Origin of the sequence: Mesorhizobium sp. M1163 (genome assembly GCF_040318415.1) — a bacterium.
GTDB lineage: Bacteria > Pseudomonadota > Alphaproteobacteria > Rhizobiales > Rhizobiaceae > Mesorhizobium.
The window spans coordinates 1-12,262 of sequence record NZ_JAMYMF010000022.1; the positions used below are offsets into that span (position 1 = coordinate 1).

The window sequence follows — 12,262 nt, forward strand, 5'->3', positions numbered from 1 at the left end:
GGTGTTTATTCCCCGGGGGGTGGCCCCCCCCCATCTGTGTGGGTTGTGGGGTCCCGCCCACCCCTCCAGGGAGAGGGGAACCGCGCTCTATGAAGCCCCCTCTCCGGCCGCTTCGCGGCCACCTCTCCCCCGCTTCGCGGCCACCTCTCCCCCGCTTCGCGGTGGGGGAGGAACCCAGTCTTGAGAGTCGGGGGCCCCACGGGCTCCCATCATGCCCGGGCGTAACCCAATGTCAGTTCTTTAAGGCCGCAGCGCGCACGTCCGACGGCGTCGCGTCATAGCGCCGGCGGAACGCCCGGTTGAAATAGGAAAGGTCGTTGAAGCCGGCATCGAAGGCGATTGCCGTGATGCTGCGGTCGGCATGAGAAGGATCGCCCAGCATGCGATGCGCGCGCACTAGCCGCTGGCGCAGCATGAAGTCCGACAGCGACGTGCCTTCGCTCTCGAACAGTTTTCGCACATAGCGGGCGCAGAGATGGTGGCGGGCGGCGATGTCGTCGGCCGACAGCTCGCCGTGCCCGCCATGGGCGAGGATATCGGCCTTGATGGCGCGCAGTCGCGCCACCCGCACGCCGCGGCCACGCGCAATTTCGGCGGCATCCCTGGTCGCCCCCATGGCAAGCGCGGCAAGGTCGAAAATGTGAGTCGCGGCCAGCTGCCAGGTTTCCGGCGTCAGCGCATCGTCTGCATCCTGGATCGACTGGACATAGTCGAGCAGCAGCCGCATCGCCCCGCTCGTGGTCGGCAACGGCTGCATAAGCACCGAAGCCGGATCGCCGATCAGCGGCGAAAGCTGCCTCAGCGAGAAGCTCATATTGACGAAGCGCATGCCGCCGGGCTGGATGAGGTTGAGGCCGACCTCTTCGCCGCTCATCATCAGCGCCCGGCCGTTGCCGATCGGTTCCTCGCGGCCGCGATGCTTCATGACGCTCGCGCCATCGAGCGCCGCCAACAGGATGAGGTCGTCGCTGTCGATCAGCGGCATCGAGTGATGCGCCCGGAATTCCGAGGAAGTGCCGGTGGCAATGCCGAGGCCGGGCAGCGCACGCACTTTCATGTCGACACGCGTCGGTGCGAGCGGATCGAGCTCGACCTTGAGGACCGTGCGGCCGTAGACCTCGCGCATCACCTCGACGCGATCTTGCTCCGGAAACGCGTCCGTCATCAGCCTGAACGAGGTCGTCGCATTCATCGGCATCCCCCAGCCCGAGAGCGCGCTGATATGCGCCGAGTCCCCTGAAACGTCAATACAGGGCCGTTTAGGCCGTTTTTAGGGCCGTCTCGTCCAAGCCGGCTTGTCTCATCGGACGTAGTTTGCAGCCCGTTTCCAAAACCGGAAATCCATCGGCAATGACCACCACAAGGGGGTTCGATGTATCACCTGCAACTGCTCAGGACGCTGTCGGCGCTCGCCTCGGCGGGCTTCAATCCGCGCGTCTATCTCCTGTCGCTTGCGCTCGGAAAAACCGCCACCGATCATCGCGACCTGAAGCTGCCGCCGCGCATCAGGGAGCGTCAGCCATGAGCCTGCGATATGCTTTTTTGGCGGCGCCGATGCTGTGCCTTGGCCTTTCCGGCTGCGTCGGCCTCAATCCGATTTCCGCGGCTGTCGGCCTCGGCGGCATGGCGGCGGCAAACTCCATCGGCATGGCGCAATCGGGTGTCATCAGCCCGCAGGAGCAGGCGAAATATGCCGGCATGTCCTGTGCCGAGTTGCGGCAACAGGCCGCCGGCTACGAGGAGGCCAGGAACCATGGGCCTTCGCCGAAGAAATATGGCGGCATGGCACCCCCCGGCAAGATGGCGATCGTCAACAATGTCATAGCCACGCGGCTTGCCCATCTGCACAAGCTTATCGCGAACAAGGGATGCTGACCGGCTCCTCACCCGCGCGCCTGGCGGTTTTTGTCACACTGGCGGGCCTGACCGGTTGCCTGGCCGTCGGCCCGGCCGATGCCGCCGGCCAAGGCAAGGGGCGGACAGCCCGTTCGCGCCAGGGCTCGATACCACCAGCACTTGTCGGCAAATGGGGCTTTGCAGTCGCCAGCGGCGATTATTGCACGACGCTCGGCCATTGTGCGCCGGGCAGCGGCGGCAGCATCTCCTTCACCTTCAGCGCCAACGGGCGCACGCAATATGCGCTGTTCGAATCCTCGCTGGTCGACGGCTGCGGCCAAATCCAGTCGCTGACGCTGAAAACGGGCACGACGACCGTGCACGGCTCGACGCTGGTCTTCACGCCTAAGGCCGGAACCTACAAATCCGTCAATGGCTGCCGGCCCGATCTGACCGGCACCTGGAAGTTCGGCGCCGGCGACCTGAAGCCGGTCTCGCTGAGTTGGCAGCTGAATGGCCGGCAGTTGCGGCTGGTCGATCCGGGGGCGAGGCGAGCGGCGTCTACAGCAGGAGGTGAGGTCGCGATTCAGTGCCCCTCGCCGGTCAGCGCGTCGAGGCGGGCGCGCAATGCCGCGACCTCCTGCTCGAGGGCCTGCACGCGCATTTCCAGATCCGAGGCCGGCAAGGGCGATTGCTGGGGCGCCGCGGCAGCCGACAGCTGCACCGGCCCGCTGAGCAGTTGGACATAACGGTCCTCGCGCTGGCCCGGGCCGCGGTCGATCTGCTGCACCAGCGGCGGCCTGCGGCCGATCAGCAGATCGAGATTGCCGCGAAGCTCGTCGATCGACGGCAACCGTGCCATGCGCTCGCTTCGCGCCAGCAATTCATAGGCCGTCTGCGGGCCGCGCAGCAGCAACAGGCCGAGCAGCGCGATCTGCGCCGAGGTCAGGGAAAAGCGCTGCGCCACGACATGCTCATAGCGCTCGACGCGCGACGCGAACACCTGCCTGACCAGGCCCTTCTGCTCGAGCTGGCCAAGCGCCCTTCTAACCTCGGCAAGCTCGACCGACATTACCGGCTCGCGCGCCGTCTTCTGGTTGGCCGCGGCAAGTGCCGCATTGAGCGTCAGCGGATAGACGTCGGGCGTCAGCTCCTTCTTCTCGATCAGGCAGCCGAGCACACGCGCCTCGATGGGGGAGAGGATGGGAAGCTCATCGCTCATTGAAGTTCAGCCTCCCGGCGGTAAAAGTCGGTTGCAAGGACACGGTTTCGCGCCTGGCGGGCTTCATCCCGGATCACGCCGGCAAGGTTCATTTCGTGGTGACCATAGCGCGCCTCAAGATAGCGCGCGATCGCCGTCGGGATGAGACCGGTCCCCATTTCCCGCGTCTGGCTTTTGCGGTCGATCAGGCTGCGGATTTCATCGCTTGCCTGCGCTGGCATCTCGATCTGGTCGATGCACTCGCCAAGGTTCATCGGCGGTAGACCGGCGAGGCCGCGCTGCTCCATCCAGTCCAACGCGACCAGTGGTCGAATGAGATAGAACAGCTTCTTCAGCTTCACCTCGCCGGAAAAGCTGCCGATCTTGGCAACATGTGAACGCGCCAGGCCGAGATAGTGACGCGCTACTTTTGCCGGATCGACGATCTCGGCAAGCAGGTCGAGAAGGCGCCGCCGAAATCCCGTGACCTCTTCGTAGACGATCGATGATTTTGCCCATTCGACGATGACGGCATTGCCGCCGAGCCCGAGCAGCAAGGCCTTGCGCAGATCCCAGCCACCGGCATCGATCTCGCCTTCGATGGGAAATTCGATCACGTCGCGTGCCTGTTCCAACACAAGGTGATCCGATGCCGGCCTGACATAGACGAAACGGCAGTCATAGTCGCTGTCGGGAGACGGGAACCCCCAGGCGCGGCTGCCGCTTTCGATGGCGAACAGGATCGTCACGCCTTGCGTTCGCACGACATCGAGTCGCGTCCGGATCGCCGCGACGGCGTCAGATGAAAAATCGGCAGGTAGCTGCTTCATCTGCTGCTAAACCCGTCGCTCCACCATCATCTTCTTGATCTCGGCGATCGCCTTGGCCGGGTTGAGCCCCTTGGGGCAGGTCTGGGCGCAGTTCATGATCGTGTGACAGCGATAGAGCCGGAACGGGTCTTCGAGATTGTCGAGCCGCTCGCCCGTTGCCTCGTCCCTGGAATCGATCAGCCAGCGATAGGCCTGCAGCAGCGTCGCCGGGCCGAGATAGCGCTCGCCGTTCCACCAGTAGCTCGGGCAGGAGGTCGAGCAGCAGGCGCACAATATGCACTCGTAGAGCCCGTCGAGCTTTTCGCGGTCCTCATGGCTCTGCAGCCATTCCTTGGCCGGCTCGGGCGACACCGTCTTCAACCACGGCTCGATCGAGGCGTGCTGGGCGTAGAAATTGGTGAGGTCGGGCACAAGGTCCTTGACCACTTGCATGTGCGGCAGCGGGTAGACCTTGATCGCGCCGGAAATGTCGTCGCAGCCCTTGGTGCAGGCCAGCGTGTTCGACCCGTCGATGTTCATGGCGCAGGAGCCGCAAATGCCTTCGCGGCAGGAACGGCGCAGCGTCAGCGTCGGGTCGATCTTGTTCTTGATCCAGAGCAGCGCGTCGAGCACCATCGGCCCGCAATCGTCCATGTCGACGAAATACGTGTCCATGCGCGGGTTCTCGTCATCGTCCGGCGACCAGCGATAGATGCGGTATTCGCGCAGGTTGGTCGCGCCCTCCGGCTTCGGCCAGGTTTTTCCGGCCATGATCTTCGAGTTTTTCGGAAGCGTGAGTTCGACCATTATCTCAGGTCCTTTCGGATGACGAGCTTCAGCCCGGACCAGATCCCGTTTATGGCGGCGACCTTGACGTCGACGAGGTCGAGCTTCAGCGCCTCGGGGCGGATAACGTCCTCGGTGACGTCGGTCGGCACTTTCGATGCCTTCTTTGGCCACGACACCCAAACCATGCCGTGCCGCTTAATCGCCGCTTCTACGTCGCCAAGACGGTCCTCGATTTCGACACGCCGCCGGGCGAAAGCATGCACGGCATCGTATTTCTCATGAACGCCTGAAATCGCTGACCAGTTGGCCAGCCGGTCGAGCTCGGCAAAGTCCACTGCTTCGGCAAGGTCGTCCAGCTCGGGCGGCAAGGCGACGAAGGCGGCAATCATCCCGTCCTTCAGGCCGAGCTTGGCCGGAAGGGGCGTGCCGGAATATCCCGTTGTCGTCAACGCCACCCTATTTCTCCGCGTGAACGTAAAGGGAATTTACGAATCCCGTACAACTGCCGTATACGCGCACTTCCACGGCTTTCCCCACGATTTGCCTTCTCGCGGCCCGGGCTGGCAAATGCCCGTCCCCTACCACGCAACTAACCGGCCCGTTGCCTTTCTCGAACCAAAACCTGTTTGACGATTGCGCGCTGGAGGCGTCCCTCCAAACCGGGATGTCGTTCACTGACTTTGATATTTTATCAGCGTTATCATAAACATAGACGGTATCAGCCGACGTTGCGCAGCCGCTGACGGCAATGGAAAGCATCGCGACCGCCAGCAGCCTCATCTCAATACACCCTGGCCTTTGGCGCGATCTTGGCCGGATTGATGCCGCCGTCTGCCTCCTTGAGCAGCGTCTCGGTGTGCACCGGCCGGTAGCTGAGCGCCACCTCGCCGGCCTCGTTGAGCCGGGCCAGCGTGTGCTTGCGCCAGTTCGCGTCGTCGCGGGCCGAAAAGTCCTCCCGCGCGTGCGCCCCGCGGCTTTCCTTGCGCGCTTCGGCGCCATAGACGGTGGTGATAGCGTTGGCCATCAGGTTTTCCAGCTCCAGCGTCTCGACCAGGTCGGAGTTCCAGATCATCGAGCGGTCGAACACCTTGACGTCGCCGAGTTCACCCCAGATCTGCGAAATGCGCCTGCAGCCGCTTTCCAGCGATTCCTGGGTGCGGAACACCGCAGCGTCCTCCTGCATCGCCTTCTGCATCTTTTCGCGTAAAACCGCTGTCGGCGTCGAGCCGTTGGCGTGCCGCAGCCGGTCGAAGCGGTCCATGATCTTTTCGACGGCGGCCTCGTTTGGCGAGGGGATCGCCGATGTGCGGTCGATCACCTTGCCGGCCCGGATCGCCGCCGCACGGCCGAACACCACCAGGTCGATCAGCGAATTCGAACCCAGGCGGTTGGCGCCGTGCACCGAGGCGCAGCCGGCCTCGCCGACGGCCATCAGCCCGGGCAACACCTGGTCCGGGTTCAAGGCGGTCGGGTTGAGCACCTCGCCCCAGTAATTGGTCGGCACGCCGCCCATATTGTAATGGACGGTCGGCAGCACCGGGATCGGCTCCTTGGTCAGGTCGACGCCGGCAAAGATCTTTGCCGATTCCGAAATACCCGGAAGCCTCTCGTGCAGCACGGCCGGGTCGAGATGGTCGAGATGCAGGAAGATGTGGTCCTTCTTCGGGCCGACACCACGGCCTTCGCGGATCTCCAGCGTCATGCAGCGCGAGACCACGTCGCGCGAAGCAAGGTCCTTGGCCGACGGTGCGTAGCGCTCCATGAAGCGCTCGCCTTCGGAATTGACGAGATAGCCGCCCTCGCCGCGCGCGCCCTCGGTGATCAGGCAGCCGGCGCCGTAGATGCCGGTCGGGTGGAACTGCACGAACTCCATGTCCTGCAGCGCCAGGCCGGCGCGTGCGGCCATGCCGCCGCCATCGCCGGTGCAGGTATGCGCCGAGGTGGCCGAGAAATAGGCGCGGCCATAGCCGCCGGTCGCCAGCACCACCATCTTGGCCGAAAAACGGTGGATGGTGCCGTCGTCGAGGTTCCAGGCGACGACGCCGGTGCAGGTGCCGTCCGGCTCCATGATCAGGTCGAGCGCGAAGTACTCGATGAAAAACTGCGCATTGTGCTTCAGCGACTGACCGTACAGCGTATGCAGCATGGCGTGGCCGGTGCGGTCGGCGGCAGCGCAGGTGCGCTGCACCGGCGGCCCTTCGCCGAAATTCATCATCATGCCGCCGAACGGCCGCTGGTAGATTTTCCCGTCCTCGGTGCGGCTGAAGGGCACACCGTAATGTTCGAGTTCGTAGACCGCCGCCGACGCCTCGCGCACCATGTATTCCTGCGCGTCGGTATCGCCCAGCCAATCCGAGCCCTTGACCGTGTCGAAGAGATGCCACTGCCAGTTGTCGGGGCCCATATTGGCGAGCGAGGCGGCGATGCCGCCCTGAGCGGCGACCGTGTGCGAGCGCGTCGGGAACACCTTGGTGATGCAGGCGGTGCGCAGGCCCTGCTCGGCCATGCCGAGCGTGGCGCGCAGGCCGGCACCGCCGGCGCCGACGACCACGACGTCGAATTTGTGGTCGACATAGCTATAGGCGGAAGCCGTATTGGCGTTCTTCGCGTCCTTGGCCAAAAATCAGCCTCCAAATGCCAGTTTAAGCAGGGCGAAGACCGAAGCGACGCCGACGACTACGGGAAAGAATGTGTTGAGCGCGAGCAGCGCCAGCCTGGTGCCCTCGCCATGCACATAGTCTTCGATGATCGCCTGCATGCCGAGCCGCATGTGGTAGAGCACCGACAACAGCACCAGCGCCAGCACCAGTGCCACGAACGGATTGGCAAGTGCGCCGCGCACCTCGAGATAGCTGGCGCCGTTGAGTGCGATCAGGAAGCCGACGAAGAACAGGACCAGCGGGATGTTGGAGATCGCCGTCAGCCGCTGGCGCCAGAAATGGCCGGTGCCCTCGCGGGCCGAACCCAGGCCGCGGACCTTGGCCAGCGGCGTGCGCATGTCGGTGTTTTTGCCTGTCATGTCAGGCTCCCCCGCGCCATGTAGCCGGCGATCCAGATCAGCAGCGTCAGTACAACCGAGCCGGCCAGCGTCGCCCAGGCGATCCTCGACGCCGTATGCTTTTCAAGGCCCGCGCCGGTATCCCAGATCAGATGGCGCACGCCGCCCAGCATGTGGTGCATCAGCGCCCAGCTGTAGCCGAACAGCACCAGCCGTCCCAGCCACGAGCCGAAGGCCCAGTTGACGGCATTAAAGGTCGCCTCCGAGCTCGCCGCCGCCATCAGCCACAGTGCGACCAGCAGCGTCCCGAAATAGAGCGCCCCGCCAGTGATGCGGTGGATGATCGACATTGTCATCGTGATCGGCGGCCGATAGACGGTCAGATGCGGTGAAAGCGGCCGTTCACGTCTGGTAAATTCGCGGGTGGCTGGTGATTTGCTCATGGCTCCCCCAGTTCGGCGTCTCTGGAGCCTCAGGTGGAAATGCGGCATTGCCGCTTCCGGTTGCGACTTCGGACAGCCGGTTTCTAATGCTCTTTTTGCACCGCGTCAAAGCCGGAAAATCGTTTTGAAAACGTAATTTAGTCTTATGAAAGCGAGGCTTCCAGCTTCAATCGATTAGGACTGTCGCCTTGAGCCGGCACAATGTCGCTGCACTGCAAAATATGGCTGCCGCACCGGACGGATCAGCGTTTACAGGCCAGCGGTGAGGCACCGCCCTTCATCACCAGCGCGTCGCGGCCGTCGATCACGATCGCGTCATGCGCCTCGCCGTAACGGCTGGTCTGATTGGCAGGTGAGGCCGGCAGCTCGGAGCTGCTGCCGTCCGGGCCGAGCACGCGCACCGACGTGCCGAGGTTCTCGATGGCCATCATGCTCCCGTCGGCGCATTTGTAGGTGGCCTTGCGCGGCTGTGGCGCCGACGACTCGCCGACAGCGGTATTTTCGAGCTTAGGCCCACTGGTCTGCGGCGCGCAGGCGGCGGCAGCCAGCAGCGAGGAGACGGCCAGCGCTATCCGAAACGTGCGGCGTAACCTCATATGCTGCTTTCCCCCGCGCGCATCGAGCCCGCCGCGATGCTTCGGCAGGCCACCGGATTTCATGCTTTTTGAGTCGCGCTCGATGCCGGCGATGGTCGGAACAAGGCATGGCCGAATGATGGCCGGTGGGCGCTCGAGTATTAACCATGTTTTCCGAGACCTCGCCCCGGCTGCCGTTGCCCTCTTAACAAAGGTTAATAAAAGGTTAATTTCTGATTCGAGGAGGCTAGCCTCTCAGCAATGGAGCAGCACGCCATGCATTCGAATTCAGCAGGATCGCGCCTTCCCTGGTTCCTAGTGGCGGCGCTCGCCCTCGGCATCGCCGCACCGGCATTCGCCGGGACGCGCCACCACGACCGCGTCTATGCCGATTCCTTCGGCAATCTGGTCATCGAAAGCGCCGCTGGCTACAAGCGTATCCTCGTCGGCGAGGGCAAGTTGGCCAAGGAATTGTCCGACTACACCGGCGCCGGCCAGCCCGACGTGATCTATGAAAACGAAGCGGACGATGTCCGAAACGGCGACTGCTACAGGCCGCCGGTTTTCGTGAAGGGCCGCAGCTATATGTACGGCCTCTCCGACGGCGAGATGCCGGAGCTCAGCCCGTGCCGCTGACGGCCGCGCTGCCGTTTGTCGCCGGCGCCGGCTGGGCAGCAGCCGGCCCGGCCGAGACACGCACGCAATCGCGGCCGCTGCCCTTCGCCTGATAGAGCGCTTTGTCGGCGCGCCGCAGCAGGTCGGAAAAGCTTTCGCCCGAACCAAGCTCGGCAACGCCGAAACTGGCGCTGCAGCGATGATCCGCCGGCAGGCAGTCGATGGGCGTGGCACCGAAGGCGGTACGCGTGCCCTCGGCGAAGAGCCGGGCGGCGGCGAGGTTGGTCCCCGGCAGGAAAATAGCGAATTCCTCGCCGCCGATCCGGCCGGCGACATGATGGTCGGCCGCGGCATCGCGGAGAAAACCGGCAAAGGTCTCGATGACCCGATCGCCGGACGCGTGGCCGTAAGTATCGTTGATGCGCTTGAAATGGTCGAGATCGGCAATGACCAGTGCCGCCGGGACAGCCCGCCGCATGGCGTCGCGCAGTGCGATCTCGGCATGGCGCTCGAAGCCGCCACGGTTGAGCAGCCGTGAAAGCGTATCGGTTTCCGATTTCGACGTCGCCTCGGCGAGCACGTCGCGGACCAGGATAGCCAACGTCACCAGCGCAAGCGCCAGGCCGAACACGGTGCCGATAGACTGCGACACCAACGCGTAGCTGGTCTGCGCATAAGATTGCGGGTTGGCGCCCCAGCCGCCAAGCGCATCGGCGATGAAGGGTTTGCTGGCGAACTGCAAGGTGCTGGCCGCCAGGACGGCCATCAGCATATAGTCGAGCCGCTCGCGTCTTTGCCTGGACGACAAGACGATCGTCAGCCCGGTGAATTGCATAGCCGCATAGGGAAGCTGGTAGGCCGCCATTCGCACAAAGGATTGACGTGGCAGGTCCTGTACGAAGTAGACCGCCACGGTGGCGAAGACCAGGAAGAAGAGCATCGGCGGCCAAGGGCGCGAAACGCCGTATTTATGGGCAAGCCCGCCATTGAAGGCGACGGTAGCGCCAAGGAAAGCGGCAAAGGCTGCGACAACCACGGGTCGTGCATTGTCGAAGGCAGGGATGCTGAATTCGATGGCGAAATAGGCCATGCCCAGTACATAGCCGAACGCAAGCCAGCGTGCCGACACCCGTCCTGCGTCATAGACGGCGATCGTCATGAAGGCCGCCGCCAGCAGCCCGGCAACGAACAGGTTGATCACCAGGATGAAATTGGCGCTGCCCATTGCGTTTTTGGCACTCCCCCCGAACAGCAAATCACCAAGCGCGAAAAAGACGTTAATTCGAAGCCGCCGCTGACGCTCAGCCAGCACTGGTCCGATTGGGAAGGACGACCGTTTCAGGCCGCTGATAGGACAGGCATACGCTGTCGCGGCCATTTCTCTTGGCTTTGTAGAGCGCTTCGTCGGCACGGCGCATCAGCGGGTCCAGCCCTTCGTCGCCCGTACGGGCGGCCACGCCGAAGCTCGCGGTCACTCTTGTGTCGGGCGGAAGCCCGTCGATTCTGCCCGCCGAATAGAGCGTGCGAATGGCTTCGGCAAACAGTCTTGCCGCGCCAAGGTCACTGAGCGGCAAGAGCACGGCGAACTCCTCGCCGCCGATGCGGCCGGCAACGCCGCGCGTGCCTGCAGCCGATAGAAGCTTGGCGGCGAAGTCGGCGATGACGCGATCCCCGGCCGCGTGGCCATGCTGATCATTGAGCGCCTTGAAATGATCGAGATCGGCCAACACCAGCGCAACCGGCAATCGCGCCGTGGCACAGTGCTGCAGGACAAGCATGGCGCGCTCCTCGAAGCCACGGCGGTTGAGCAGGCCCGACAGCGGGTCCGTCAGGGTTTCGGTCTTCAGGGCCTTCATCACATCGAGCGCGGCGGCGCCGAACAGGCAAAGCGCGATAAGCAGCGACAGCAGCGCATGCGACAGCAGTGCCGTCGTCCAATAGGACGAGGAGTAAAGCCCTTCATAGCTGGCAAATGGACCATGCGCGATGACGACGGCAAGGGTCCGCACCAGGAAGTTCAGGCCGGAAAGCAGCGACAGCACGAACAGGATCATTTCCGTCGGGCCGTTGTTGCGCACCACGCGCAGCTCGGCGGCGACAACCAGGCTGATGCCGCCGAAGCTGAAATTGATGGCAAGGATCCGCCAGGTGATATCCGGCCGGGCAAAGAGAAACCATGAGACCGCGGCAAGGCCGCCGGCCGCCAGAATGCCGATCGCTGGATACGGCACGCGCCGCCCGTAGCGCGCGATGACCGCGCCGGCGAGACAGCAGGTCGCGAAGGTGAAGCATAGGATGGACATGAGCTTGGTCGGCGCCATACCGACCGGCAGCGTGAAATACTGGAGCAGGAAGCCTGCGGCCGAGGCCGAGTAGCCCGCCGCCAGCACGATCAGATAGGGACGGTGGCGCTGATAGAACCACAGCACGAGAAATGCCGCGCCGAGTGTGAGGGCGATGCCTGGATTGAGCAGCGCTATGAGCAGGCCGGTGTCCAAGCGCTGTAAGTTCCCCTCGCTTCCCCTGAGGAGACATTAGAGCGGAAGCCCAAACAAGCGGTTAAGCGAAGGCGAATATACGACGGATTCATCGGTGAAGCTGCTGGACGGAACCGGGAACGGCGGGCGGCGTTTCACGACGGCAACCAGGAGACGCTCTGATGGCCGACACGATCATGCTGACCGATCACGATGCAATTCGCTCATGGGCCGCGGCGCGCGCCGGCTTTCCGGCGATCGTCGACGTGTCGCCTGAAGCCGGAACCCAGGCCATGCTGAGGCTGGTCTTCGGCCAGCACGCCTACCAGGATCAGGACGAGGCCGAACGCCCGATCAATGCCGGCGGCTATGAACTGGTCGAATGGGACGAATGGTTCAAGCTCTTCGACGAGCGCCAACTGGCGCTGGTCGTCGCAAAGGACCAACCCGGCCGCCGTGAGGGATTCCACGAATTCGTCAGGCGCCCCAGCTGAAGAAATGCCCGAACCGCACTGCGGC

General features: G+C 63.9%; 15 protein-coding genes. 4 read left to right on the top strand and 11 right to left on the bottom strand.

Annotated features, from left to right (window positions below; all coding sequences use genetic code 11):
* Positions 1–232 precede the first annotated feature (232 nt).
* Positions 233–1,192, bottom strand: coding sequence for a helix-turn-helix transcriptional regulator (locus NKH43_RS20525; protein WP_352588058.1), 960 nt, complete (start codon positions 1,190–1,192; stop codon positions 233–235).
* 180 nt (positions 1,193–1,372) lie between these two features.
* Here NKH43_RS20525 and NKH43_RS20530 point away from each other — a divergent pair, with 180 nt between their 5' ends.
* Together NKH43_RS20530 and NKH43_RS20535 are read left to right on the top strand one after the other, a co-directional pair.
* Positions 1,373–1,525: a hypothetical protein gene (locus NKH43_RS20530; protein WP_352494070.1), complete on the top strand. Its 153-nt coding sequence runs from the start codon at positions 1,373–1,375 to the stop codon at positions 1,523–1,525.
* On the top strand, positions 1,522–1,875 hold the full coding sequence (locus NKH43_RS20535; protein WP_352494069.1) for a hypothetical protein: 354 nt from the start codon (positions 1,522–1,524) through the stop codon (positions 1,873–1,875). The genes NKH43_RS20530 and NKH43_RS20535 overlap by 4 nt, the downstream gene beginning before the upstream one ends.
* Positions 1,876–2,422: 547 nt before the next feature.
* Here the strand turns inward: NKH43_RS20535 and NKH43_RS20540 are convergent.
* The 8 genes from NKH43_RS20540 to NKH43_RS20575 form a co-directional block, all read right to left on the bottom strand.
* Positions 2,423–3,058 carry a YceH family protein gene (locus tag NKH43_RS20540; RefSeq protein ID WP_023722697.1) on the bottom strand — a complete coding sequence of 212 codons (636 nt, stop codon included), beginning with the start codon at positions 3,056–3,058 and terminating at the stop codon, positions 2,423–2,425.
* Positions 3,055–3,867: a nucleotidyltransferase domain-containing protein gene (locus NKH43_RS20545; protein WP_352859599.1), complete on the bottom strand. Its 813-nt coding sequence runs from the start codon at positions 3,865–3,867 to the stop codon at positions 3,055–3,057. Before NKH43_RS20545 ends, NKH43_RS20540 begins: the two co-directional genes overlap by 4 nt.
* Before the next feature lie 6 nt (positions 3,868–3,873).
* Entirely contained in the window at positions 3,874–4,653 is a 780-nt protein-coding gene (locus NKH43_RS20550; protein ID WP_023722699.1) for a succinate dehydrogenase iron-sulfur subunit, read from the bottom strand.
* The gene (locus tag NKH43_RS20555) at positions 4,653–5,090 is read right to left on the bottom strand and encodes a DUF3052 domain-containing protein (protein WP_352643749.1); all 438 of its coding nucleotides are present in this window, start codon (positions 5,088–5,090) and stop codon (positions 4,653–4,655) included. The genes NKH43_RS20550 and NKH43_RS20555 overlap by 1 nt, the downstream gene beginning before the upstream one ends.
* Before the next feature lie 326 nt (positions 5,091–5,416).
* Complete coding sequence (gene sdhA, locus NKH43_RS20560) at positions 5,417–7,255, bottom strand: succinate dehydrogenase flavoprotein subunit (protein ID WP_352859601.1); 1,839 nt, start codon at positions 7,253–7,255, stop codon at positions 5,417–5,419.
* Between the two features lie 3 nt (positions 7,256–7,258).
* A complete protein-coding gene (gene sdhD / locus NKH43_RS20565) occupies positions 7,259–7,654 on the bottom strand; it encodes a succinate dehydrogenase, hydrophobic membrane anchor protein (RefSeq protein WP_352790122.1) in 396 nt (131 codons plus the stop codon).
* Positions 7,651–8,076, bottom strand: coding sequence for a succinate dehydrogenase, cytochrome b556 subunit (sdhC, locus tag NKH43_RS20570; RefSeq protein ID WP_352790119.1), 426 nt, complete (start codon positions 8,074–8,076; stop codon positions 7,651–7,653). The genes sdhD and sdhC overlap by 4 nt, the downstream gene beginning before the upstream one ends.
* Positions 8,077–8,318: 242 nt before the next feature.
* Positions 8,319–8,735, bottom strand: a complete 417-nt coding sequence (locus NKH43_RS20575) for a hypothetical protein (RefSeq protein ID WP_352859603.1) — start codon at positions 8,733–8,735, stop codon at positions 8,319–8,321.
* A 192-nt stretch (positions 8,736–8,927) separates the two neighbouring features.
* On the opposite strand from NKH43_RS20575, the gene NKH43_RS20580 reads away from it, so the two are divergent.
* Positions 8,928–9,287, top strand: coding sequence for a hypothetical protein (locus tag NKH43_RS20580; protein ID WP_352790116.1), 360 nt, complete (start codon positions 8,928–8,930; stop codon positions 9,285–9,287).
* Here the strand turns inward: NKH43_RS20580 and NKH43_RS20585 are convergent.
* Positions 9,271–10,491 (bottom strand): GGDEF domain-containing protein, encoded by a 1,221-nt coding sequence (locus NKH43_RS20585; RefSeq protein ID WP_352790114.1) that lies wholly within the window; start codon positions 10,489–10,491, stop codon positions 9,271–9,273. The two genes, NKH43_RS20580 and NKH43_RS20585, sit on opposite strands and share 17 nt — an antisense overlap.
* Positions 10,492–10,567: 76 nt before the next feature.
* A complete protein-coding gene (locus NKH43_RS20590) occupies positions 10,568–11,764 on the bottom strand; it encodes a GGDEF domain-containing protein (RefSeq protein WP_352859606.1) in 1,197 nt (398 codons plus the stop codon).
* Between the two features lie 161 nt (positions 11,765–11,925).
* On the opposite strand from NKH43_RS20590, the gene NKH43_RS20595 reads away from it, so the two are divergent.
* Positions 11,926–12,237, top strand: a complete 312-nt coding sequence (locus NKH43_RS20595; RefSeq protein ID WP_023722708.1) for a hypothetical protein — start codon at positions 11,926–11,928, stop codon at positions 12,235–12,237.
* Positions 12,238–12,262 lie beyond the last annotated feature (25 nt).

Excerpts from the sequence above, each read along its gene's own strand:
- NKH43_RS20525 (WP_352588058.1), bottom strand. The coding sequence starts at position 1,192 with ATGAATGCGACGACCTCGTTCAGGCTGATGACGGACGCGTTTCCGGAG.
- NKH43_RS20530 (WP_352494070.1), top strand. The coding sequence starts at position 1,373 with ATGTATCACCTGCAACTGCTCAGGACGCTGTCGGCGCTCGCCTCGGCG.
- NKH43_RS20535 (WP_352494069.1), top strand. The coding sequence starts at position 1,522 with ATGAGCCTGCGATATGCTTTTTTGGCGGCGCCGATGCTGTGCCTTGGC.
- NKH43_RS20540 (WP_023722697.1), bottom strand. The coding sequence starts at position 3,058 with ATGAGCGATGAGCTTCCCATCCTCTCCCCCATCGAGGCGCGTGTGCTC.
- NKH43_RS20545 (WP_352859599.1), bottom strand. The coding sequence starts at position 3,867 with ATGAAGCAGCTACCTGCCGATTTTTCATCTGACGCCGTCGCGGCGATC.
- NKH43_RS20550 (WP_023722699.1), bottom strand. The coding sequence starts at position 4,653 with ATGGTCGAACTCACGCTTCCGAAAAACTCGAAGATCATGGCCGGAAAA.
- sdhD (WP_352790122.1), bottom strand. The coding sequence starts at position 7,654 with ATGACAGGCAAAAACACCGACATGCGCACGCCGCTGGCCAAGGTCCGC.
- sdhC (WP_352790119.1), bottom strand. The coding sequence starts at position 8,076 with ATGAGCAAATCACCAGCCACCCGCGAATTTACCAGACGTGAACGGCCG.
- NKH43_RS20575 (WP_352859603.1), bottom strand. The coding sequence starts at position 8,735 with ATGAAATCCGGTGGCCTGCCGAAGCATCGCGGCGGGCTCGATGCGCGC.
- NKH43_RS20580 (WP_352790116.1), top strand. The coding sequence starts at position 8,928 with ATGCATTCGAATTCAGCAGGATCGCGCCTTCCCTGGTTCCTAGTGGCG.
- NKH43_RS20585 (WP_352790114.1), bottom strand. The coding sequence starts at position 10,491 with ATGGGCAGCGCCAATTTCATCCTGGTGATCAACCTGTTCGTTGCCGGG.
- NKH43_RS20595 (WP_023722708.1), top strand. The coding sequence starts at position 11,926 with ATGGCCGACACGATCATGCTGACCGATCACGATGCAATTCGCTCATGG.